We start from the raw sequence: 22261 nt of genomic DNA, 5'->3' as shown, positions 1-22261 counted from the left end.
AAATTCTTAAGCGTCCCATGTATACTCATGGCTGGATGGAGCGTGATCCTAACCTCGGATCGAGGATCCTTCACCAGGTTTGGGCCATCCAGCGTCCTGGGATACGTGGCGTGCATGCCGGCGAGGCTAGTTCCACGATTCTTCATGGATAGGTTCTTCACTCCCCCGATCAAGGATGTGGATAAGGAGGGGAGGGCCCTTTACGCCCCATATGCGCTGAGGAAGATTGAGGCCAGCCTGGTTTCCAGCGGGATAACTGATGTGGGGATTGTCCAACCTGAGAGGCTGGAGAAGGCGGTCTCGCACAACACCAAGATCGTGGGAATATCGGTCCATGACCCTAGAGGTCTGGATCCCGTAACCTTCAAGTTGGCCCTTCTCTTTGGTGGAGGGAAATCGTGGCTGGAACAGTTCTTCGATGAACTCGGAGACAAGATCTCCAGGTTAAAGAGAAAGTATAATTTCAAGGTCATTGCCGGTGGACCCGGAGCGTGGGAATTGGCCCGCGATAGACCCGAGTGGTTGGATGTCCTCCTGCTCGGGGAAGCAGAGGTCACCCTACCTCCCCTGGTGAAGTCCATGCTCAGGGGTGAGAGCGTGCCTCCCCTGGTGAAGGGAAGAGACCCCAAGGTCGAAGAGATTCCTCCAATCCTGGGGCCAACTAGATGGGGAGAAGTACAGGTGACTAGGGGATGTCCCAGAGGTTGCAGTTTCTGTTCCATCACTCCTGAGACCTTCAGAACAATCCCCCTAGATACCATCAAGAAGGAGGTTGATGTCAACCTTCAGGGAGGTATAAGGAACATAGATCTCATCACAGATGACATTCTCCTTTACGGATCCTCGAAGCTGAGGGTGAACCACGAGGCCATCGTGAAGCTCTTCACAGAGGTGAAAGGCATGGGTGTGGACGGAATATTCTGGCCCCATATCTCTGCACCAGCCGTTAAGTCTAGTCCGAGGACTGTCCAGGCCATGGCAGACATCGCAGGTTATGACTTCGATAGGTCGGTAATGCCTGTAGTTGGACTAGAGAGCGGAAGCCTCAAGATCCTGGAAAAGTACATGCCAGCAAAGGCCTTCCCTTGGACGCCAAGGGAGTGGGGAGACGTTATCATGGACGCCACAGCTATCATGAACGACAACTACATCTTCCCGTGCTACACCATGACCATAGGTTACAAGGAGGAGACAGACGACGACGTTCAGGAAAGCATTGACCTGGTTCAGAAGATAATAGACCACGACTTCACGGCTTGGATCTTCCCGCTACCCGTGATTCCCATCTCAACCACTAGGATAAAGGACAATCCCTTCCCTGCACTTGAGAAGTTACCCTCCAAGTACTGGGATCTCCTCTACATTGCGTGGACTTACAACATGAAGGTTACGAGAAAACTCGCTCCAAGGCTGGCTGGGGGCAAAGGAGTTACTGGGAGGATCGTGAGATTCATGATAGATAGGATATTCTCGTCCATAGAGTGGTTCTTCAGGGACCTCAAGGAAAGTAAGGGAAAGAAGTCCCTGGAGTTCTCGACCATCAACATCAACAACACCGTGGGGACCATAAGGGCCATCCTTGAACTCGGCAGGCTATCCTTCAAGGGGCATGAAAGTTAGGTTTTTTACTATTAGATGTCTAAACTTGGTATGGAAGAAAAAGTAATTAAGTATCCTAGTTTTGATGGGAAAGAGGTAGAGGGTTTCCTCGTCACAGGAGGAAACAAGGCCGGAATCATTGTAATCTCAGAGATCTGGGGCATCACGGAGTATTTGAGGAACGTTGCTAGGCGTCTCGCAGGTCTGGGCTTCACTGCCCTTGCACCTAACCTGTACTCCAGGGATTCCGACATCTTCAACGAGAGGACCATTTCCAGCGTCATGCGAAGGTTTTTCTCCCTACCACCAGAGAAGAGGGGGGATAGGGAGGCCTTAGCCAAGATTGTTGAGGGACTAACAGAACAGGAGAAGAGGATCTACCAAGACCTTGTGGTCAATAGGGCCTCGACGGAGGACAGAATGTTAAAGGACCTAGAACATGCGTTTCATTACCTCAAGTCGCTCGGCCTCCCCAAGTTTGGCGCCATAGGGTTCTGTATGGGAGGAGGTCTAGCTTTCCAGCTCTCCACTCAGGTCCCCCTTGATGCCACAGTCGTGTATTACGGAAGAAATCCCAGAACGCTCGAGGACATAGCCAAGATCAAGGGGCCCGTTCTAGCTCATTACGCAGGTGAGGACTCTGCCATAAACCAGGGAGTCCCTGACATGGTGAGAGCCATGATCCAGTACAAGAAGGAACTGGACATGAAGATATACCCTGGAACATATCACGCCTTTGCCACTGAGGGTGGCCAAGTTTACAACGAGGCTGCTGCGAAGGATGCATGGGATAGAACCGTCAGATTCTTCACCAGGGTTCTGGGGTGAGAACATGGAAGAGGAAAAGGGGAAGATCATTGAGGATTGTTTCATGACTTGGGTAAGGATCCTGGAAATGACTGAAAAAGAGAAAGATGAAAAGAAAAATTGATTTTTATTCTTCTACCAGCTGTCCATCCTTAAACTGTCTATACTGCGTTATCTCAAACTTGACCTCATCGCCCACGTCATAGTATTCCTCGGAGAGGATCGTTATGCCATACCCCTTGAAAACGCAGATGAGGTACCTGGAATCTCCCACTGCCTCCACTGACTCCACGGAACATGTTAGCTCCCCCTTCCCCACATTGACCCACTCTGGTCTGAACCCTACTTCCTCGGCCTTCTCTCCCAGTATTTCCCCTGGAACGAAATTCATGGGGAAGTCTCCTATGAATTCGGCAACCCACTTAGTTCTGGGATAGTCATACAAGTCCTTGGGTTTACTTACCTGTTCAAACTTCCCTGCATGAAGAACTGCAACCCTATCAGCCAAACTGAGAGCCTCCTTCTGATCATGTGTCACGTAAATGAACGTACCCTTCAACTCCTTCTGAATTCTTTTGAGCTCACCTCTGGCCACAGTTCTCATCCTAGCGTCCAAGTTACTGAGGGGCTCATCCAGAAGGTAGTAAGACGGGTTCCTCACAATTGCCCTAGCTATGGCCACCCTCTGCTGTTGACCTCCACTTATCTTCGTAACCTTCTTGTCAAGAATTTCCGATATTCCCAGAAGGCCTGCGACCTTCTCAACCTTCTCCTGTATCTCCTCTTTTTTCATTCCCTTCATCTTAAGCGGGAAGGCTATGTTATCCCTCACAGTCATGTTGGGATAGAGTGCGTAATTTTGAAAGACCATTGCCACGTTCCTTTTCTCTGGAGGCTTGTTAGTTACGTCTACTCCATCCACGAGTATCTTACCCTTGTCGGGCTTCTCTATTCCTGCCATGATCCTAAGGAGAGTGGACTTCCCCTCTCCGCTGGGACCAAGAATCACGAAGAATTCCCCACTCTCTATCTTCTCCGTCACACCGTCTAGGACTCTCTTGGTCCCGTAAACCTTCACAAGCTCAACTAGCTCTACGGTCATGCCTTTATCCCCCCTGCCAAATATTCTCCTCTTAGATACTTTTGTAACGCGAAAGTTAATACTATTACGGGAATCGTGAAGACCAGGGAAAACGCTACGCCTGCAAGCAGGTTACCCCTAGTTACGTCAGAGTATATGGTGACTGGAAGCGTAGAATGATACGGAATCAATAGTATGGCATATGTGAACTCGTCCCAGGAGAACATCCAGGATATTAGGAAGGCAGCTGCTATTCCAGGAGCGGCTATGGGCAACAGGATCGAGAATAACCTTCTCAGTAGGCCCGCACCATCGACCCTGGCTTGATTCTCTAGGTCTGACGGTATTGAGGAGAAAGTTCCTTGAAGGATGAAAGTTGCCAGTGGAAGGGTAATCAGGGTCTGCGCTAGGGCAAGCCCCTCAACGCTCTCAAAGAGATGTAGCTTAATGAACTCCACTGCTATGGGAATCCCAATAACGATAGCTGGCATCATGTTAGTCACAAGAAGGAGAACTAGGATGGGATAGGCAATAGCTCTAGGAAGCCTGCTGAGACCGTAACCTGCTGGAACTGCGAGTACTAGGGTAATCACCCCAACCAGGGTGGCAGTTTCCAGGCTCTTTACCAAGGGGTCTATGAACGCTGAACCCTGCAGGGACACAACCAAGTTATTCAACGTTAATGAGATGGGGAGGAGAGCGGGATACCTTGCCAATATAGTGAAGGTTGGCGAATTGAAGGCCAACAGGAAAAGGACATAGAGTGGGAACAGGAAATACGCGCCCACCACAATTGCACCTATGTAGGACCACTTCATGAGGATCTACCTCCTGTCAATTTTATCACAACACCCATGAAGACCAGGATAAAACCCAGGAGAATGGTCGCCGCAGCAAGGGCTAGGCCCACTTCAGGAAAGGTGGTCGTGTAGAGGTTATACACCAAGGTGGTAAGTAGGGGAGGATGGTCTCCTATTAAGATTAGGGGAAGAGCGAAGATGTTGAACTCCTGAACCCCTCTAAGGATGAGGGCTACACCTATGAAGCCCCTTAGATTTGGTAACGTGATGTGAATGAACCTTCTCACCGGACCAGCGCCGTCTATGGCTGCGGAGTAATATAACTCCCTTGGGATCGAGGACATTCCAGCAAGGAGAATCAGGGACACTATGGGAGTGTTCTTCCAGCTATCAGCGAGCATGACGACAAGGAGGGATGATAGGGAAGTCTGATACCAGTTAACATTGATCCCGAATAAGGAATGCAACACTGTGTTGGCGTAACCGCCACTGGTTTGGAAAATGAAACTAAAGGTTATGGCTGCGACCACTGTGGCCACACCCATGGGAATGATCGTCATTGTGGAGAGTGCCCTCTTTCCGAGGAATTCCCTGCTTAACACAGATGCCACTAGAAAACCCAAGGCCAGCTGAATTAGAAGCGCACCCACAGTGACGAGAACTGTGTCTAAGACTGCTCCCCCTACATTAAAGTAGGCCAGCTCCTGGTAATTATGAAGCGATAATCCCCCATGGGGATCCTGAAAACTTAGATAAACGGCGTCAATAGTGGGAAAAAAAGAGAAAGCAACAATATACCCCACCGCAGGCAGGACCAGTAAAAAAGGGGTTAACCTCAAGTTTTTCACCCGTACAATGGACCGTAGACTCCCTGTTCGTATTGCTGAGCCACAGTGGTGTTGTAGTTCTGAACTAGGTAGTTATACATCTCCTGATTCGCCTGGCTTAGGATGCTAGGTATCTGGGAGTAGGGTGCATGATCCACAATAATCGTGTCAAATACCTTGTCAGCGATCTGTCCCCATACAGTTATCCATGGAACAGGTTCCCTGAAGAACGCGTTGCTCATGGCCTCCTCCTCTGCCTTGTACAATGTGCTAATATTGCTTGGCAAGTTGTTGTAGGCCTGCTGATTTACTGCCGGCCAGGACAAGTATATGATGAAGTCCCTTTGAACCTGCGTCGATAGGAGGAACCTCGCGAAATCTATTAGTGCAGGAATGTCAGTTGCTCCCTTAGGTATGGCCAGGACATCTCCGCCCACCAGATGGTCCCCGTTAGCAGGTCCCGTGGGACCTGGATAGAAACCTATGTGACTCATGTTTACGCCTTCACTAGCCATGGTGCTATAGATGTAGGGCCATTGATAATCAATCATGTAATACTCGCCACTCAATAACCCCTTATAGCTACCCCAGTACCCGTGGACGTAACCCGGAGTGAAGTAGTTGGAGAGGTTATAGAGATATTCGAAGGCTAACACATCACCGGAGTCGTTGAAGAGGAATGGATTTCCTCCAGCCTGTACCATCCATTGGTAAAGCTCCGTGTAGGTGCTGGCTCCGCCGTGACCCTGGAACATGATTGGGGCCACGCCGGTCTTAGCCTTTATCTCAGAGGCTACCTGCATTAGCTGAGACCAGTTCTGAGGCGGAGTTATTCCCATTTCCTGGAACAGCGTTGCGTTATACCACACTAGGGGTATGTTACCCCTCAACGGTATGAAGAACTCCCCGTGGTAAACACTTTGCTCATACTTTACGAGGCTCACCATTGAGGGTATGAGGGAGACGTTCTGAAGTATTTCGCTCGTGTATGGCGTGAGGTTCATTAGATAGTTCCCGTTCAGAAGCTCCCCAATAACCAGGTTATCCTCTCCAATTATTACAGGTCCAACGTTACCGCTTAACTCTAGCTCCTCAACGCTCTTCACGATGTCTGTTGCACCTTCATCAACATAGTTAATATGAATGTTGGGATATTCCTTTTCGAACTGCGGAATAATTACGTTCTGCATTACCGAAGCCTCTGACTGAGAGAGGTCGTCGAAATAGGTTATGGTCACGTTCCCAGTAACAGGGGGAGGAGTCGTTGTGGTAGTTGAGGTGTTAGTTACACTTGGGGGCGTTGTCCTATGGCTTGTCAACTCTATAACTGCCACTGCACTTATAACTATTATTACAATTACTATCCCTATTACAACGGATTTAGCTATCCCCCTAACTGACTTTTTATAATTAACTCTCGGTAACAAGGGTATCACTTTCCTCATATTGGACTTCATGTTATTTAAATATATCTGAGATTTTTATACATACTAGTATATAGATTAATACAAGTAATAAAGTATAAGTATATCAAGTAATTTTTAAGTAGTAGTGTCAATCAAGGCCAAATTTACAACAACTAGAAAACAACGTTTCGAGGTCACAAATCGCGATAGAATGTTGGATATCAATATAGAATACTTTATTTAATCATCATTAAGAATATAATAGAAGGTGTTACATTTAAGTTTCAAGTTAAAAATTTAAACATAGCCCACTGTATCCACGGGATGGTTGCCGTAGTAGATGCGTGGATTACGCCCTTCGGAAAAAGAAAGGAGAGCATCTTTGACCTGGCTAAGGAGTCCTCTCTCCCACTTGTGAGAAAGTACAGGGATGTCGTGGATTTCGTGATTGTATCAAACTCTTACTCAGGGGAATTTAATGGAGTCTCTGGATTGAACAACCTCATCTCTACATACCTTTCGCTGGAACACGTTCCCTCTGTCAGGATAGATAACACGAGCGGAAGTGGAGGGACCGCCGTTCTGGTGGGAAAGAGCCTTCTTGACTCAGGGACGGCCAGGGCTGTCCTCGTGATAGGTGTCGAGAAGATGTCCACAATGAGGACAAGAGAGGTGACCTCAGTTATCTCCTCCCTTCTACCTCCTAGGGAGAGATCGGTGGGGATCTCTGTACCCTCCTTGGCTTCCATTATGACGAAGGAGTACATGGCGAGGTATAACGCGAGAAGGGAAGCCATAGCTGAAGTCGCAGTGAAAAACCACAGAAATGGGGCCAAAAATCCCTTCGCCCACATTAGGAAGGAAGTATCATTGAGCGAGGTCCTCTCATCTCCCGTCGTGGCTGATCCACTGACTCAGTACGAGTTCTGCCCTATCAGTGATGGTTCAGCCTCCCTCCTCCTGGTAAGAGATGAGGATGCACTCAGTTTCACTGGTAGACCAGTTTACATCAGGGGAATAGCCATGGGTTCCGACTCCTCCCACATAACCGATAGGGAGGACCTCCTAGAGATGAGGTCAGTGAGAAGTGCAGGCGAGTTGGCCATGAGAGCTAGCAAGGTGGATCGCGTGGACTTTGCCGAGCTTCACGACATGGCCACTATCCTGGAGATTGTGGAGGCAGAGGCGTTGGGTCTCCTCAAGAGGGGAGAGGGGTGGAGATCTTACCTGGAGGGGAAGACCGAGATTCGCGGTGAGATGCCCATTAACACGAGTGGTGGGCTCAACTCTAAGGGTCATCCCATAGGCGCCAGCGGAGTTGCTCAACTGGTGGAGGCGTTCCATCAAATCAGGGGAGAGGCAGGCGAGAGGCAGGTAAAGGACGCAAGGACTGGGTTAACCTTGAGCATGGCTGGTTTCGGTAACTCTGCCACAGTCACAGTAGTGGGTGATGAGCCGTGATGGTCTACGTGTGCAACTCATGTGGTAAGGCCTATTTCGAGCCCAGGGGAATCTGCCAGTGTGGGTCAGATAGCTTCAAGGAAGAGGAGAGGGAGACCACGAGGATACACTGCGTAAAGTTGATGGTCCCGCCTAAAGGATTCCCGGATCAGGTTGACTTCTGCCTGTCGCAGGCCAAGGGAACTAAAGTGCTGGAGACCGTGAGATCAGGAGCCTAAGCTTCTCCTTAGCTCGTTCACCACCTCTGGATCCTCAAGTATCGTGGGATCCACATCCCTTCCCGTGACTAGGTCCCTCAAAATCCTCCTTACAACTTTCCCGCTCCTGGACTTAGGAAGCCTAGGCACCCTCACCACCCTGTCCACCACGTATATTGGCCCAAGTTTGGATCTAACCTCCGCCTTAACTCTCTCGGGATCTGCGTCTCCCACGATAAAGAGGACGAGCTTCTCCCCCTTGACGGGATCTGGAACTCCCACCGCTGACGCATCCTTAACCCCTGGAATCTTTGAAACCACGTCCTCCACCTCTCCGCTGGTGATCCTATGACCTGCGACCTTTATCATGTCATCACTCCTGCCCACAATCTTGACGTATCCGCCTTCCACGATTGCTAGGTCTCCAGTATCATGTCCGCCATACCTCTGATACTCCTTGAACTTCTCTTCATTCCTCCAGACCCCAATGAACTTAGTGGGGAAGGGAGTCTTCAGGACTACGTGGCCGACCTCGCCCTCAACCCTATTCCCATTCTCGTCAACAGTCTCTATAAGTGCCCCAGGGAATGGAACTCCGGCGTATCCCTTCCTTGACTCAACTCCCAGGGAAAATGGAGTCCCCACCACATACCCTGTCTCAGATTGGCCGTAAATATCTGTGACCTTATCGGCGAACCTCATGGCGTAGTCCCAGGAAGGGTCATCCATTATCTCACCGGCAGTGGCAATGTACTCAACGCGAGGCAGGAATAAGTCCATACTCCTCAACAAGCGTAGAAGCGTTGGGGATGTGAAGAATACCCTGGGGTTCTCTCTCTCCATGATCCTCCTAACCCTATCCCTAGGGTAGTCTGGAGCTCCCTCCATGAAAACTAGTGTTCCGCCATGAAGAAGAGTGCCGTACATGATCCTGGAAAACGTTATCCACCCCACGTCAGCTGACGTAAATACCACGTCGCTAGGTCTCAGGGAAAACACGATGTCGAACACGGTGTAGTGACCCACCATCCAGGAGCCGTGGGGTAGAACTATCCCCTTAGGCCTACCCGTTGTACCGGAGGTGTACATTATCATGAGGGGATCGTTTGCCTCAATCCTCTCAGGGAGAGTGAAGTCACCTTCCCACGGAGCAAGGTTCCTTTCTAGTGTCACATCACCCCCAAGGAGAGGAATCCTTTGCCCCCTTCTCTGGGTGTACCTCGTGGTGAGCACAAGCTTGGGTGAGAGGTCCTGAATCCTGGCCTTGACTGCCTGCTCCCCAAGACCTGCAAAGATAACAGAGTACACGACTCCCATCTTGGCGCAGGCGAGGAGTGAGGCAATGGTTTCAGGAAGGTTTGGCATGTAGATTGCGACCCTATCGCCCCGAGTCACTCCCTTGTCCTTCATGACGTTGACCACCCTCTCTGTCAGCCTGGCCAATTCTGAGTACGTGATCTCTCTCCTCTCGTCTTCGCCATACCAGATTAGCGCCGTACCCTCATGTGAAAGGACGTTATGGGCAATGTTGGTCTCCCCGTTCATGAACCACTTCCCGTCCTCCAGGACTGAATTCCAGGGCTTAAACCATCTTAGTGCTGAGGCAAAGGGCGACCAGTATAGATCTGGCCTTTCCAGAGCTGTCGCAAAGGCCGAGGAATAATCCATAGGGTGATAGAATCACAACTGCCTAAAAAGGACTTGGTGGCAGAGGCATTGTTGAGACGTCGGTACCCTTGATCACGTTCTTGACATGGATTCGTGAGTTGGAGATAACGCGTGCCTCGTACTTTGATCTAACTATGACGCAAAGGAATATCCCAGCGAACGCCTCTAGGACCTTTAGACACAGTCTTCATTATCTCGTAAGCGAGGCTTTTTTAATTCTTAAATCATTGAAGACCTGATGGAGCCGTCTATTTACGTTAGGAGCAACGCAAGGTTAGGAGAGGGACCGCTGTGGGATCCTAGGACGGGGACTCTTTACTGGGTCGATATTGAGGGAGGAAAACTTCACGTAACAAGGGATGGAAAGGATACCGTCATAGATGCACCCCAAATGATCTCTTCACTGGGCTTAACTCGCGAACCTGGGACACTGATCACGTCCGCAGGGTTAACCCTCTACAGGTTCTCAGGGGAATTCACTCCCATCTCCAGCATCACCGCGGAAGGAGTTAGGTTCAACGACGGAAAATGTGGTCCTCAAGGAGAGTTCTGGGTGGGGACCATGGACCTCAAGGAGGAGAGGGACCTGGGGATCCTTTACCGATTTAACGGCAAGTTTACTCCCCTCGTAGATCATCTAATAATATCCAACGGAATGGACTGGTTCAAGAACGTATACTACCTCGTGGATAGTCCCAGGAAGAGGGTTTACGCCTTCAGGGTTAGAGATGACGAACTTGAAAGTCTTGGAGCGGCTGTGGATACCTCCGATTACCCGGGAGTTCCTGACGGAATGACCATGGACTCCTCCGGCCTAATTTGGGTAGCCCATTATGGAGGAGGACTGGTAACCGTGTGGGAGCCCTTCTCAAGGAGGCCAGTCTTGGAGATCCAGATGCCTGTAAAGATAGTGACCTCGGTTGCCTTTGGTGGGCCTGAACTTAACCAGCTTTTCGTGACCTCCTCATCTAGGGCTGGCGAGGAACTAGGTGGTTCGGTGTTTGTGGTGGAGACGGAGTACAGGGGACGTGAACCCTTCGTGTGCATGGACTTCTCACGGTGAATTCATGGACTTAAGGATTCCTCTAGTGGCGCTCCTGGGAACTGTGATCTCATGGTACTCCTTCTTCTCTGTAGGCATCCTTTCAGCGTCAAATTCACCCTTTCACTCCCTGATTTTGTCTGCCCTCTTCTACTTTTCAGCCTTTGTTGGGAGACCGTTGGGAGCCTTCCTCCTAGGGAGGGTGGGGGATAGCTGGGGAAAGAGATTCTCGCTCTCCCTAGTATTCCTCTTCCTCTTCGTGGGTGACCTCCTCATATCGCTGAGATCTCCGCTAGAGGTGATTTCGCCAGTCCTCATAGGTCTTGCCCTTGGCGGAGAGTGGGGGAGCGCCTCGGTCCTAATGGCAGAAAGCGTGGAAAACATGAGAGGTGGTTGGACAAGCCTGGTGCAGTTGTCCGTACCCATTGGACTAATCCTGTCGCTCACGGTGGCAATTTCGCCCCTCTCCCTCCTTGTACCGTCCTTGATTTCCGCGCTTTTGATACCAGTGACATTCCGATTGCCTGAGACGAGGGGAAGGATAATTGGTGCTCAGCTAAGTGGTCTCAGGTCCCTGATCAAAGGGATCATGATTAAGGCGGGGGAAAGCTCGAACTTCTACTTGTTCACATCGTTCTCGATCCCCTTTCTCTTGAAAGCTGGCCTTGACCTAGGAACACTTCCGATCCTTTTTGTTTCTGTGGAGGAGATGTTCCTAATGATACCCATGGGGATAGCATCAGATCTCATGGGGAGAAGGACGGTGATAAGGATTGGGATGCTGACAATGTTGTTGTCCTCTGCCATGTTGAGCATTTCCGCTATGTTAAGAAGTGGTGTGCTGGTCTTGGCATCATTTCTGGTTTTTGGCCTTGGGGATGCCCTAAGCTACGCACCTCAGGGAGCTTACCTAGCTGAACTCTATAGAGCAGAGGAGAGAGTGATGATGACCGGGTTGGCCTACCAGCTTTCAGCGGTTTTAGCTGGAGGTACCTCTGTAATCCTAACCTCGCTTTCTCTCTCATTCCTTGGAGAGACAGGAAGCTTGGTTGTCATACCCTTGCTCTCTCTGGTATACGTGATGATGTCTGTCCTTGCAGTTTGAGAGTTCTGAGACTCTTCTAAAACAAGGGTTAATAATGACGATTCCGCATTCTAGTTTATGAAGTGGAAACTTCTGTTTCTTCTCCTGAGACTGTTGAGAATATTCAGAAAGAGATAGGAAGTGTTTATTTTTCCTATTCTACTAAGCAATAATTTTTTACCCACCGCGTCGTAAGTAATGACATGGAGATCCTTTTACGTGAACTTGGTAAGCAGTTGAATGACCTGACCAAGGAATTTTATGAGAAGGTGCTCCCACCAGTAGACGTGTACGAGCAGGGTAACACCCTAGTAGTTATTGTGGACATGCCGGGTTTTGACAAGTCCAGCATTAGCATAAGGCTCTCGTCTGACGGAGTTCTCAGAATTGAGGGAAAGAGGGACGTGGAGCAGGCTGGAATAAAACACGTGGCGCAAAGACCCTCAAGGATGATGAGGGAAATCAAGTTGCCAGTAAAGGTTCCCAAGGACGCTGAGGTAACAGGGAAATATGAGAACGGCGTCCTCACGTTGAAGATTCCCATAGAGGGCGCAGCTAAGGTAAAGATAGAGTGACCGTTATCCCTAAAAGGGCTATCAAGAGGGAAACTACGTCACCTAGGAAGAAGTAGGCTGGGATCGAGGCAGCCACCACGGGTATACCAATCCATTTTCTCTCCCTTTTCCTGGACAGGCTTGGCTGTTTTAACATCCTCTCCTTGATCCCCGTTGAGAAATAGTTTACGTAATCCATTACCTCGTCCACCAGGGCTACGCGCATTAGCCCTTCCTCCTCCACTACTCTAACCAGGTTAGGGAGGAAGTCGAATTCAGGATCAATCATTCTGCATGTACCCTCGAGGACAGACGACATTCTGAAGTAAAGGGCTATCTTCTCCGGTAACCTGAGGGGAAACTTAAAGAATGCCTCGCTGGCTAACCTGTTAAAGTCCTCGAGTTCCAATTGGTCCACAGGGACCCCCTTCATCTCCTTTATCATTAGCTCGAAACCCTTAGCTAGGACCTTCCGATCAGCGTAGGGTTGAACTGCACCTAACTGATCTAAGACATTGACCAGCATGAGAGGGTCGCCCCTGCTGATAGTTACGTACATACGAATCAACTTTATCCTGGTCTCCCTGTCAATATAACCCGCCATTCCAAAGTCGTAAAGGATTATGTTCCCGTCGTCGTCCACTGCTATGTTTCCAGGGTGAGGGTCTGCGTGAAAGTACTCCCCCTTCAACACGGGATAAACAAATACCTTGAACACCCTCCAGGCTAGGGCCTTCCTGTCGAACTTGTTAAGGGCCTCTTGTGATGTGATCTTAAACCCAGGAATGTACTCCATAACAAGGACATGCCTGGTCGCCTTTATGGTGTTGGGTATCCTTACCCTGAATCCCTCAAGTTCTTCCCTAATTTTCTCAGTGTAGAAGGCCTCCCTCTCGTAGTTGAGTTCCTCAAATATCCTTGTGGAGAACTGCCTGAAGATGAGCTTGAGGGTTTCCACTAGGCTGGAGTCCAGAATCAACCTAGTTAGGGGGAGAAAGGTCCTTATCACGGAGATATCTGACTTCAGAATTTCCTCAACTCCAGGCCTGTTCACCTTGATCGCAATCTCCCTTCCATCCTTACTCACCCCCCTGTGAACCTGTCCAAGACTTGCTGCAGCCAAGGGAGTCGGGTCAACTTCCCTTATCACGTCTCCAGCCTCCCTGAAAATCGTTTCCTTTACCTCTTCAAAGGGTGCTGGGGGTACCTCGTCCTGAAGCCTCTGCAACTCCCTCATATACTCCTGGGGAAGGACGTCAGCGCGAACCGAGAGCACTTGACCCAGTTTTATGAAGGTCGGGCCTAGCTCTATCATGGTATCCACGAACCTCTTGGCCTCCTCCTCGAGCTCCTCCCTGGGGATGGTTTCTCCCTTCAGGATCCTTCTCCTGAAATCCCTGTACCTCAAAAGCCTCGGCGTCATCTTTCGTAGGATGGTGAACGTCCTGGAGATAGACACATATAGATGATTTCCCTTACCATAAAATAATTTTACTAGATAGTATGAAGATCGCCTCAGCACTTGAATGCGTAGGTTTTTATTTAAGACTTCAATTTAATTTCTATGGAAGTTGTTGTTCCTATCCTAACACCTTTCAATTCAGACGGGACCATCAACAAGGAAGCCTTGAAGACCCACGCTACCAATCTTCTTGAGAAGGGGATAGATCTAATCTTCTTGAACGGCACGACAGGGTTAGGACCAGCCCTCTCGAAGGAGGAGAAGAAGGAAACCCTGAGGACTCTTTCAGACGTGGCTGACAGGGTTATATTCCAGGTGGGAGAGCTCAACTTAAACAATGTGCTGGAACTAGTGAAGTTCTCCTCTGATTACGGTGTAAGGGCTATAGCGTCTTACTCCCCCTACTATTTCCCGAGGCTTCCAGAGAAATGGTTAACCAAATATTTTCAGACTATTGCCTCCCATTCCTCCCATCCAGTGTATCTTTACAATTACCCGTTGGCCACAGGTTATGATATATCAGCTGAACTCCTTTCCAAGTTTGGCCTTGAGTTAGCAGGGGTAAAGGATACTAACCAGGACCTGGCACATTCCATGAAATTCAAAACAACTTTCCCTAAGATGAAGGTGTACAACGGTTCTGATACCCTAGCATTTTACTCCTTATTATCACTCGATGGGACGGTAGCCTCAATGTCCAACTGTCTTCCCACAGTTTTCGTTGAGATGAAGAGGGCAATCTCGCAGGGAGACGTGAAGAAGGCCTTGGTTCACCAGAGACTGATTACCTCCATTGTGGAGCTAGCAAGGAAATATGGACAACTTGGTGCACTTTACGTCCTAACTGAAATGACGCAGGAATATTCGGTTGGGAGACCAAGACCGCCCATATTTCCCCTTGAGGAAGGCGAGGAAAGGGAGCTCAAGAAAGAGGTAGAGAACTTCATCAAGGGCCTCGGTGTTAAAGCTTGAAAACTATGGTAACCCTGGGAGAAATTCTCATACAGCTCAATGCGGTCACCTCGGGACCGCTTAGACACGTGAACTACTTCGAGAAGCATGTGGCCGGAAGCGAGGCCAACTATTGCGTGGCATTTATCAGGCTAGGGAACAATTGCGTGTACATAGGAAGGGTTGGACGCGACGAGTTCGGTCACAACGCGATAGAATGGCTGAGAGGAAAGGGAGTTAACGTCGATCACGTCAAGCTGGACGATAATCCCACGGGTATATTTTTCGTACAGAGGGATTATCCGGTTCCGCTTCATAGCGAGTCAATCTACTATAGAAAGGGAAGTGCTGGAAGCAGAATATCGCCGGAGGATGTGGATGAGAACCTTGTGAGAGGCGGTGACCTAGTACATTCCACTGGGATAACCTTGGCCATTTCTAGCTCAGCGAGAGATTCGGTGTTCAAGGCTTTCTCACTTAACGGGAACAGATCATTCGATACCAACATTAGGTTGAAACTATGGACTCCAGAGGAAGCGAGAACGACAATAATGAAGCTTCTTAAGGACTATCCTGTAAAGTACCTGATAACCGACGTTGATGACTCCAGGATTCTAGTGGGTGAGTCAGACCCTGATAGGGCCTCTGCCATCCTAAGGGAATACGCCGAGGTAGTCGTGATGAAGCAGGGGCCAAGGGGGGCATCCCTTTATCACGACGGAGGAAAGTACTTTTCGCCAGGTTATTCGGTCCCAGTAGAGGACGTTACTGGAGCAGGCGATGCGTTGGGAGGAACCTTCCTATCCCTAGTTATGTCAGGGTTCAGTATGGAGAAGGCGTTGGATTACGCCATCGTGAGTTCAACTCTCAACGTAATGATAAGGGGGGACCAGGAAAACCTGCCGGGTTTGTCCGAGATTGAGACCTTCCTCAAGGAAATGGATAAAAGGTAATGCGTGCATTTTATTTATGAATCTCAAGGAATTGTCCCCAGAATTTAAGGAGATAACTAGCTCGGAATCTAACACGACGGTCTTCAAGACTTATCTCACCGGTGACTGGGTGTCAGCGAGGGAGCTCGAAGATGTTATATCCCCCATAGACCTCACCACCTTCGCCAGGGTTCCCAGACTTCCCTATGAGATGGTAGACAGTGCGCTCTCCAAGATCTCAGAGAAGGGAAGATGGGAAATTCGTGACCTTCCAGGGGAAAAGAGATTGAAAATATTTCATGATATGGCCACGCTCCTGGACAAATTCAGGAATGATCTGGTTGAAGTCCTCGTGATAGGCAACGGAAAGACTAGGGCAGCTGCCAACGGTGAAGTGAATGCGTCCATAGAGCGACTTATCAGGGCAGACCTGGACGTGAGGAAACTCTATGGGGAGTACGTTCCAGGCGACTGGAGTAGTGAGAGCCTGGAGACGGAGGCCATTGTGAGGAGGGAACCCCTGGGAGTCGTTCTTGCAATTACTCCTTTCAACTACCCGCTTTTCGACGTGGTGAACAAGTTCGTTTACTCCACAGTGGCAGGGAACGCCATCCTAATCAAACCAGCTAGTAAAACTCCAGTGCCTGCTATCCTCTTCGCGAGAATTGCGGAACTTGCGGGATTTCCCAGGCATGCATTGGGAATACTGACCATACCTGGAAAGGACATGGACAAGGTGGTCTCGGACAGAAGGATCGGAGTTATCTCGTTCACTGGAAGCACGGAGACAGGAGAGAGGGTAATTAGGACTGGAGGCGTTAAACAGTACGTGATGGAGCTCGGAGGCGGTGACTCGGCCATTGTCCTAGATGACGCTGATCCTGTCTCCACTGGACAGAAGCTCGTTACCTCCATCACCTCCTACAGCGGACAAAGATGCGATTCAATAAAGTTCATTTTCTCTGAACCTGGCGTTTATGACAAACTCAAGCAGACGCTTCTCGATGAGCTTTCCAAGATAAAGGTTGGCGATCCCAGGGAGGACGTGAACATGGGACCAATCATAGACAGGGGAACGGTGGATGAACTAGAGTTCTCCGTCAAGGACGCACAGGAGAAAGGAGCCAGGGTTCTGTTTGGGGGCAAAAGGCTGAAGGAGAACTACATTGAACCCACTTTGATCGAGGCCTCAAAGGAGATCGTGAAGAACCTATACCTCTATCAGAAGGAAGTCTTCCTCTCGGTTGCAGTTCTAGTTAAGGTGAACAACGTGGATGAAGCTATCTCCCTGAGCAACTCCAGGAGATATGGGCTTGATGCCTCGGTATTTGGAGAGGACATCAATAAGATCAGAAAGGCCATAAGATTACTTGAAGTGGGAGCAGTCTACATAAATGACTTTCCAAGGCATGGGATAGGTTACTTCCCCTTTGGAGGAAGAAAGGACTCGGGACTAGGAAGGGAGGGAATAGGGTACACCATAGAATACGTAACTGCCTACAAAACTGTGGTCTACAACTACAAGGGAAAGGGTGTATGGGAATACATGTAGTGATGAGAAAGGACATCTAGGATCATGCTGGAATAGGCCTCGAATTTCAGCCATAATTCCATCGTCCCTCATTTATTAGCTAAAAATCATAATTATAAAAATGTGGAAGTCACATACGAATTTGAAACGACCAGGCCGAGCAACGTAGTTAAGGATTACCTATCCGACCCACGTAATCTCATGAAGTACGTCCCGAGCTTCAAAAGCCTCAAGGAGACTGAGAACGGATGGGAGCTTCAAGTTTCCTGGATGATTACGGTCACACTTAGGGTCACCATGCAACAATCGAGGGATGAAATAACCTATCTCATAAAGAAGACAGAGGGTCTAGTGAAGATTAACTCGTATCTCCGCTTCATCATTCTTCCCACCAGGGACAGAACCGTGGTTAGATTAACCTTCTTCTACAAGGGTCCCTTCGAGAGGGTTGCCAAGAGGCAGACCGAGGAGTTCTATAGGCGGGGCGTAGAGATATTTAAGAGGGATCTGGAGTCCGCACAGGTGGAAAGAAAAGAGGAACGCGAAGCACCGAGTAACGCAAAACTCCTCTTGAACATGAGGACTCTTCTCTCCACACAAATTGGAAAGGATCAGCTGGATGAGGTCCTGGAACAGGCCATGCTGTGGAGCGTGAATTCGCAGGTATTTGTCCTCATCTCAGATGGTTCTAGAAGGGTTGAGTTGAGATTTAGGAATGGGGACCTAGAGAGCGGTGGTGATCTATCTAGTCTGGGGGATAAAATAACCGTCATAGTGAAGGGAGAGAAACCGGATTAACCAAATTATCCTGTGCCACTATCTGGTTTATGGATCCCTTTGAATACCTTGAAAACCTAGAAGATCCTAGAACTAAGGCGTTCATAGAGGAGGAAACGAGGAACTCCTCTTTCCTTCAGGAGAGGGCGAAACTTCACTATCAGCCCATTCTCGAGAGGCTCACCGAGGAAAGACCCATCACGTTGATAGGTACAGAAAAGGGAGTGGCCATGTTAGTTAGGTCCAAGAGTGGAGTCCACGCTGAGGTCAACGGGAACGTCATCAGGAGTGAGAGAGAGCAAGACGTCTTCAATTCCCTAGAGAGGGTATGGAACTCAGACCTAGTGAGAATAGGGGTAGGGATAGGAGGATCTGATCAGGGTTACTCCATCCTAGTAGATGAGCAGGGTAAGGTAGTGAGAAGGGTTGATGGTCTCGTTAACCAGTTTTTCTTCTTAAGGGGTAAGCTATGTTACGTTAGGGAGTATAGGACCGAGAGCTCACCTGATGGAGTTCCTCCTGCAGTGGAAAGGTTGTTCTGTGGGGAGGAGATGCTCCCCTTTTACCCTGGAAGGGGTGAGTGGATCTCAGTTAAGGCTGAGGGAGATAACCTTCTCCTGGTTAGGGGAATAGGTTGGAGCAAGAAGGTACTCTATCGAGACTTTGAAAAGGTGGATGAAGGCGATATCACATCCTACGACATGAAGGGAGGAAGGATATATTACGTGAAAGGAAACTCTCTCATGCGTGATGGTGTGGAGTTATTCAAGATTTCAAGACCCACACTGGACATGAAGGTTATGGACGACGGGGTTCTGACCCTCGAGATCAGGAATTACAAGACGTCTCTAGTGAAGTACTCAGAGGAGGGGAGAGAGACCTGGAACTACACGACGGACCACATCCTTACCTTCGACGTGGTTGGCGATCAGATCTACGTCCTGGAGACATCATTTGACACGTCATACGTCATCTCAAGGATCGAGGATCAGAGAGTCGAGGTACTGAGAAGGGGGAGGGAGGAGAGGCTCACGGTCAAGGAGATTTACGTCCAGGGAGATGTCCTCCTGCACGGGTTCCTCCTGAGCAAGGGAGGTAATAGGGGAGTTGTGGTTTACGGTTACGGTGGGTTCGCGATCCCGCTCCTTCCCAGTTACAATCCTCTATTCCTCGAACTTATGGACTCTGGTTACTCCGTCCTAGTCACAAACCTCAGGGGAGGCTTTGAGAACGGGGAGGAGTGGCACAAGGCGGGGATGCTCAGGAACAAGATGAACGTATTCAAGGATTTCTCGGAGTTCCTACAGACTGTGAAGATGATGGGAGGAAGAACAATAGCCATGGGTGGAAGTAACGGTGGGCTTTTGGTGGGAGCTACCCTTAACCTCTACACGTCCCTGGTGGACTGTGGAGTCATAGGTTACCCTGTCCTTGATATGTTGAAATTTCACAAGTACCTCGCTGGTATGTATTGGGTACCAGAGTACGGTGATCCTGAAAAGGACTCCGAGTTCCTCCTTTCCTACAGTCCCTACCACAACCTGAAGAAAGGGCTACCTCCAACCCTAGTGTACACAGGGCTTAATGACGATAGGGTCCATCCAATGCACGCCTTGAAATACGTTGCCAAGTCTAGGGAGATGGGTAACAGGGTTTACCTCTTCGTGAATAGGAGAGCCGGACATAACTTGAGCAGACCGGAGGCAAGCGCTGAGGAGATGTCCACCGTGGTGGCGTTCGTGGAACAGTGTCACTCACTCTGACTCCTTCCAGAACTTTACCATGAAGACGTAGATGAAAAGAGCCCACACTGCGGAGATCACAGTGAGGATTAAACCAACCGCCAAATCCTTTAACGTGAGATACACTCCAAAAATTGTGAGAAAGAGGAGACCTGACACTATGTACAGTAACTCGGTTCTCTCCATTAACTCTCACGAGCAGTCCAGTCTATGATCGTCTTTATCTCCCCCGGGACCTTTTCCTTCAGGACTTGGGGAGCCTCTTCCACGCTGACCCTCTTGGTGATCATCTTTTGGAGGACGCCTGGATACCTGGCCTTCCATTCCACTAGAAGGTTAACTCCAGCCTGGAAATCGGCCTTTGAGGCATTCACGCTCCCAAAGATCAGGATGTTGTTCTCAACCAACGTGGTTATCTCCTCTGCAGTTAGCTCATATCTCTCTAGCCCAGTTGTTCCAAAGAGGATCACCGCACCGTTCTTCCTGATTCTAGGAAGTAAGGGGACGACGGCTGAGGGATGCCCAGAGGTGTCCACAAGGAGATCTGGCTCAAGGTCCTCATGCTCAGAGGTGTTGAGGAAGGTTGCCCCTATATCTCGAGTTATTTCGCTCTCAACCTGGGATGGGGGCCTCTTGTTCGCCACAATCACGCGGAAGCCCATACTCCTCAGGGCCATGGAGAACAGGAGACCTATGGGTCCACTCCCCAGTACCACAGCTGTTCTGCACGAGTAGGTGGAATCGTCGCACCTCCACCACGACCTCCTCTGGAGATATTCCATCTCGGTGAGGGCCTTCACGACATTTGAGAGAGGCTCCAGTAGAACTCCCTCGTCTCCTAGTTCCCTTGGAACCTTAACTAGGTATTTGGGGTCCTCCAGGAACTCCTCCCTCATGGTACCGTGAGCTCCCCTTATCCCGATCTCCGTGAATCTTCCGGTTTCACAGAAGTCCTGCCTTCCCAGCATACAGTTTAGGCAGGATCCGCAACCCCTCCTGACCACTGGAACAACTAGGTCCCCGGGGCTGAACTCTCCATTCCCCTTTACCACTTCACCAAGAGTCTCGTGACCCAGGATAAGGAAATCATATCCCGGTGGAGGCCTTGCGAAGGTAAGCCTTCCCGTGACTAGACCCCTATCTGTTCCACACAGACCGCTGAGTCTAGTCCTGACAACTATCTTCCCATCCCTGGGTTCACTCAATGTGACGTCCTTAACCTCGACACCCTCATTAGGTGGCCTTACAACAATTGCCTTCATAATAGAAATGGTTCTGGCTCCATTTTAACCCTTGTCTCAATCACGCTCTTCCAGTGAATGCCCACTTACCCATTTCCTTCACGTACTCTGCAAGGTCCCTCAGGCTGTTAAATGACGCTGTCTGGAGATGAAGGTATTCGTACCTGGCCACGTCCTCTAGCATCTTCCTCCTGAGCTCCTCAGCCCTTCTTGAGGCGAGGAGGTCCTCTAGCCTGTTCCTAGTTAGGTTGCCTATTATCTCGCCGTTAACATCATCCGGATAAGGCAGATCGCCGTTCGGGTAAACCGTTATGGCATAACTCGTCAGCTTCTTGGGGAGCTCACCTCCCACTGCACGTATAAATCCCCAGGAGTTATTTAGAGTTGAACCATACTTCCTCTTTAGATAGGACAGTACCTCGAAATATTTTTCCCTGTCGGGGGCTAGCTTAACCCTAGAGTCAGGGTAGTCAACTGCGGGCATGAGGAGGATCTTATAACCGCACTCCCTAACCTTTCTCACCTTATCCTCGAGCTTGTCTATGTTATACCTTGTAACTACTGTCTGAACGTTAACCTTTAGACCGTATTCCCTAAACTTACATAGCGTATCGAAGGCCTTCACGTTCCAATGGTATTCGTCAATGGAGTAGTGAAGGAAGTCTATCCTATCAGCCAACTTTGAGAGAAAGTCCGGATCATTCAACTTGTATCCGTTCGTCGTTAACATGACGTAAAAGGATCCATCGTGGGCGTACTCCAGAAGCTCGAGGATATCGGGCCTAGTGGTTGGCTCTCCACCCTCAAAGGACAGAACAACCACGGTGGACCTAAGATTATCGATAACCTTCTTTAGCTGTTCCGTGCCTACCTCCTGCAGGGTCCCAGAGTAGTACGACGGATTACAGAAGGTACACCTTAGATTGCAGTGGGAAGTAACCTTGAAGGTAGCGTAAGCAACGCTATACCATTTCCCGAGAAGTTGGGCATTTATGAACCACTTTATTGCCTTAAGGTTCCTATTCAAGGGACCAACCCCCTTTCTTCTAAAAACATGAAAATTATTCTGCTAAGAAGATTTAAAGTCTTATTATTAAGG

Annotated in this window: 21 protein-coding genes; 12 read left to right on the top strand and 9 right to left on the bottom strand. The window is 49.4% G+C overall.

Annotated elements, in window-relative coordinates:
• The first annotated feature begins 27 nt into the window (after nt 1-27).
• Both ACI49J_RS04945 and ACI49J_RS04940 read left to right on the top strand, forming a co-directional pair.
• Nucleotides 28-1620 (top strand): radical SAM protein, encoded by a 1593-nt coding sequence (locus tag ACI49J_RS04945; RefSeq protein WP_240253152.1) that lies wholly within the window; start codon nt 28-30, stop codon nt 1618-1620.
• A 30-nt stretch (nt 1621-1650) separates the two neighbouring features.
• Nucleotides 1651-2427, top strand: a complete 777-nt coding sequence (locus ACI49J_RS04940; protein WP_240253150.1) for a dienelactone hydrolase family protein — start codon at nt 1651-1653, stop codon at nt 2425-2427.
• Nucleotides 2428-2533: 106 nt separating this feature from the next.
• On the opposite strand, the gene ACI49J_RS04935 is transcribed toward ACI49J_RS04940, so the two are convergent.
• Genes ACI49J_RS04935 through ACI49J_RS04920 form a run of 4 tightly spaced genes read right to left on the bottom strand, consistent with a single transcriptional unit; the run spans nt 2534 to nt 6571 of the window.
• A complete protein-coding gene (locus tag ACI49J_RS04935; RefSeq protein WP_240253149.1) occupies nt 2534-3508 on the bottom strand; it encodes an ABC transporter ATP-binding protein in 975 nt (324 codons plus the stop codon).
• Nucleotides 3505-4305 (bottom strand): carbohydrate ABC transporter permease, encoded by an 801-nt coding sequence (locus ACI49J_RS04930; protein WP_240253148.1) that lies wholly within the window; start codon nt 4303-4305, stop codon nt 3505-3507. The genes ACI49J_RS04935 and ACI49J_RS04930 overlap by 4 nt, the downstream gene beginning before the upstream one ends.
• On the bottom strand, nt 4302-5126 hold the full coding sequence (locus tag ACI49J_RS04925) for a carbohydrate ABC transporter permease (protein ID WP_275691868.1): 825 nt from the start codon (nt 5124-5126) through the stop codon (nt 4302-4304). The genes ACI49J_RS04930 and ACI49J_RS04925 overlap by 4 nt, the downstream gene beginning before the upstream one ends.
• 5 nt (nt 5127-5131) lie before the next feature.
• Complete coding sequence (locus ACI49J_RS04920; protein WP_240253146.1) at nt 5132-6571, bottom strand: ABC transporter substrate-binding protein; 1440 nt, start codon at nt 6569-6571, stop codon at nt 5132-5134.
• A 273-nt stretch (nt 6572-6844) separates the two neighbouring features.
• Here ACI49J_RS04920 and ACI49J_RS04915 point away from each other — a divergent pair, with 273 nt between their 5' ends.
• Together ACI49J_RS04915 and ACI49J_RS04910 are read left to right on the top strand one after the other, a co-directional pair.
• Entirely contained in the window at nt 6845-7981 is a 1137-nt protein-coding gene (locus ACI49J_RS04915) for a thiolase family protein (protein WP_240253145.1), read from the top strand.
• Nucleotides 7981-8199: a zinc ribbon domain-containing protein gene (locus tag ACI49J_RS04910; protein ID WP_240253494.1), complete on the top strand. Its 219-nt coding sequence runs from the start codon at nt 7981-7983 to the stop codon at nt 8197-8199. The genes ACI49J_RS04915 and ACI49J_RS04910 overlap by 1 nt, the downstream gene beginning before the upstream one ends.
• On the opposite strand, the gene ACI49J_RS04905 is transcribed toward ACI49J_RS04910, so the two are convergent.
• Nucleotides 8188-9846 (bottom strand): AMP-binding protein, encoded by a 1659-nt coding sequence (locus tag ACI49J_RS04905; protein ID WP_240253144.1) that lies wholly within the window; start codon nt 9844-9846, stop codon nt 8188-8190. The two genes, ACI49J_RS04910 and ACI49J_RS04905, sit on opposite strands and share 12 nt — an antisense overlap.
• A 238-nt stretch (nt 9847-10084) precedes the next feature.
• Between ACI49J_RS04905 and ACI49J_RS04900 the strand changes: the two genes are divergently transcribed.
• The 3 genes from ACI49J_RS04900 to hsp14 all read left to right on the top strand — a co-directional run bounded on the left by ACI49J_RS04900 (nt 10085) and on the right by hsp14 (nt 12547).
• The gene (locus ACI49J_RS04900; RefSeq protein WP_240253143.1) at nt 10085-10909 is read left to right on the top strand and encodes an SMP-30/gluconolactonase/LRE family protein; all 825 of its coding nucleotides are present in this window, start codon (nt 10085-10087) and stop codon (nt 10907-10909) included.
• 4 nt (nt 10910-10913) lie between these two features.
• On the top strand, nt 10914-11993 hold the full coding sequence (locus tag ACI49J_RS04895; protein ID WP_240253141.1) for an MFS transporter: 1080 nt from the start codon (nt 10914-10916) through the stop codon (nt 11991-11993).
• A 182-nt stretch (nt 11994-12175) separates the two neighbouring features.
• Nucleotides 12176-12547: an archaeal heat shock protein Hsp14 gene (gene hsp14, locus ACI49J_RS04890; RefSeq protein WP_240253139.1), complete on the top strand. Its 372-nt coding sequence runs from the start codon at nt 12176-12178 to the stop codon at nt 12545-12547.
• Here the strand turns inward: hsp14 and ACI49J_RS04885 are convergent.
• The gene (locus ACI49J_RS04885; protein WP_240253136.1) at nt 12528-13985 is read right to left on the bottom strand and encodes an AarF/ABC1/UbiB kinase family protein; all 1458 of its coding nucleotides are present in this window, start codon (nt 13983-13985) and stop codon (nt 12528-12530) included. The two genes, hsp14 and ACI49J_RS04885, sit on opposite strands and share 20 nt — an antisense overlap.
• 105 nt (nt 13986-14090) lie before the next feature.
• On the opposite strand from ACI49J_RS04885, the gene ACI49J_RS04880 reads away from it, so the two are divergent.
• The 5 genes from ACI49J_RS04880 (at nt 14091) to ACI49J_RS04860 (ending at nt 19942) form a co-directional block, all read left to right on the top strand.
• Complete coding sequence (locus ACI49J_RS04880) at nt 14091-14960, top strand: bifunctional 2-dehydro-3-deoxy-phosphogluconate/2-dehydro-3-deoxy-6-phosphogalactonate aldolase (protein WP_240253132.1); 870 nt, start codon at nt 14091-14093, stop codon at nt 14958-14960.
• A 5-nt stretch (nt 14961-14965) separates the two neighbouring features.
• On the top strand, nt 14966-15892 hold the full coding sequence (kdgK, locus tag ACI49J_RS04875; RefSeq protein ID WP_240253492.1) for a bifunctional 2-dehydro-3-deoxygluconokinase/2-dehydro-3-deoxygalactonokinase: 927 nt from the start codon (nt 14966-14968) through the stop codon (nt 15890-15892).
• A gap of 16 nt (nt 15893-15908) precedes the next feature.
• On the top strand, nt 15909-17423 hold the full coding sequence (gene gapN / locus ACI49J_RS04870; RefSeq protein ID WP_240253127.1) for an NADP-dependent glyceraldehyde-3-phosphate dehydrogenase: 1515 nt from the start codon (nt 15909-15911) through the stop codon (nt 17421-17423).
• Between the two features lie 102 nt (nt 17424-17525).
• Nucleotides 17526-18200, top strand: coding sequence for an SRPBCC family protein (locus tag ACI49J_RS04865; RefSeq protein WP_240253121.1), 675 nt, complete (start codon nt 17526-17528; stop codon nt 18198-18200).
• 29 nt (nt 18201-18229) lie between these two features.
• The gene (locus ACI49J_RS04860; protein WP_240253120.1) at nt 18230-19942 is read left to right on the top strand and encodes a prolyl oligopeptidase family serine peptidase; all 1713 of its coding nucleotides are present in this window, start codon (nt 18230-18232) and stop codon (nt 19940-19942) included.
• On the opposite strand, the gene ACI49J_RS04855 is transcribed toward ACI49J_RS04860, so the two are convergent.
• The 3 genes from ACI49J_RS04855 to ACI49J_RS04845 are packed head-to-tail and all read right to left on the bottom strand — an operon-like array spanning nt 19934 to nt 22189.
• On the bottom strand, nt 19934-20107 hold the full coding sequence (locus ACI49J_RS04855) for a hypothetical protein (protein WP_240253119.1): 174 nt from the start codon (nt 20105-20107) through the stop codon (nt 19934-19936). The two genes, ACI49J_RS04860 and ACI49J_RS04855, sit on opposite strands and share 9 nt — an antisense overlap.
• Nucleotides 20107-21183, bottom strand: a complete 1077-nt coding sequence (locus tag ACI49J_RS04850; protein ID WP_240253115.1) for a glucose 1-dehydrogenase — start codon at nt 21181-21183, stop codon at nt 20107-20109. The genes ACI49J_RS04855 and ACI49J_RS04850 overlap by 1 nt, the downstream gene beginning before the upstream one ends.
• 40 nt (nt 21184-21223) lie before the next feature.
• The gene (locus tag ACI49J_RS04845; RefSeq protein WP_240253112.1) at nt 21224-22189 is read right to left on the bottom strand and encodes a radical SAM/SPASM domain-containing protein; all 966 of its coding nucleotides are present in this window, start codon (nt 22187-22189) and stop codon (nt 21224-21226) included.
• Nucleotides 22190-22261: the final 72 nt, after the last annotated feature.

It is taken from the genome of Metallosphaera sp. D4-4, from assembly GCF_046245145.1.
Lineage (GTDB): Archaea > Thermoproteota > Thermoprotei_A > Sulfolobales > Sulfolobaceae > Metallosphaera > Metallosphaera sedula.
Note: the sequence above shows the minus strand (reverse complement) of the source record. Positions and strands in the feature narration are given on the sequence as shown.

Bases quoted from the DNA above. Each gene is read 5' to 3' on its own strand.
- ACI49J_RS04945 (WP_240253152.1), top strand. From the start codon at position 28: ATGGCTGGATGGAGCGTGATCCTAACCTCGGATCGAGGATCCTTCACC.
- ACI49J_RS04940 (WP_240253150.1), top strand. From the start codon at position 1,651: ATGGAAGAAAAAGTAATTAAGTATCCTAGTTTTGATGGGAAAGAGGTA.
- ACI49J_RS04935 (WP_240253149.1), bottom strand. From the start codon at position 3,508: ATGACCGTAGAGCTAGTTGAGCTTGTGAAGGTTTACGGGACCAAGAGA.
- ACI49J_RS04930 (WP_240253148.1), bottom strand. From the start codon at position 4,305: ATGAAGTGGTCCTACATAGGTGCAATTGTGGTGGGCGCGTATTTCCTG.
- ACI49J_RS04920 (WP_240253146.1), bottom strand. From the start codon at position 6,571: ATGAAGTCCAATATGAGGAAAGTGATACCCTTGTTACCGAGAGTTAAT.
- ACI49J_RS04915 (WP_240253145.1), top strand. From the start codon at position 6,845: ATGGTTGCCGTAGTAGATGCGTGGATTACGCCCTTCGGAAAAAGAAAG.
- ACI49J_RS04910 (WP_240253494.1), top strand. From the start codon at position 7,981: ATGGTCTACGTGTGCAACTCATGTGGTAAGGCCTATTTCGAGCCCAGG.
- ACI49J_RS04905 (WP_240253144.1), bottom strand. From the start codon at position 9,846: ATGGATTATTCCTCGGCCTTTGCGACAGCTCTGGAAAGGCCAGATCTA.
- ACI49J_RS04900 (WP_240253143.1), top strand. From the start codon at position 10,085: ATGGAGCCGTCTATTTACGTTAGGAGCAACGCAAGGTTAGGAGAGGGA.
- ACI49J_RS04895 (WP_240253141.1), top strand. From the start codon at position 10,914: ATGGACTTAAGGATTCCTCTAGTGGCGCTCCTGGGAACTGTGATCTCA.
- hsp14 (WP_240253139.1), top strand. From the start codon at position 12,176: ATGGAGATCCTTTTACGTGAACTTGGTAAGCAGTTGAATGACCTGACC.
- ACI49J_RS04880 (WP_240253132.1), top strand. From the start codon at position 14,091: ATGGAAGTTGTTGTTCCTATCCTAACACCTTTCAATTCAGACGGGACC.
- kdgK (WP_240253492.1), top strand. From the start codon at position 14,966: ATGGTAACCCTGGGAGAAATTCTCATACAGCTCAATGCGGTCACCTCG.
- gapN (WP_240253127.1), top strand. From the start codon at position 15,909: ATGAATCTCAAGGAATTGTCCCCAGAATTTAAGGAGATAACTAGCTCG.
- ACI49J_RS04860 (WP_240253120.1), top strand. From the start codon at position 18,230: ATGGATCCCTTTGAATACCTTGAAAACCTAGAAGATCCTAGAACTAAG.
- ACI49J_RS04855 (WP_240253119.1), bottom strand. From the start codon at position 20,107: ATGGAGAGAACCGAGTTACTGTACATAGTGTCAGGTCTCCTCTTTCTC.
- ACI49J_RS04850 (WP_240253115.1), bottom strand. From the start codon at position 21,183: ATGAAGGCAATTGTTGTAAGGCCACCTAATGAGGGTGTCGAGGTTAAG.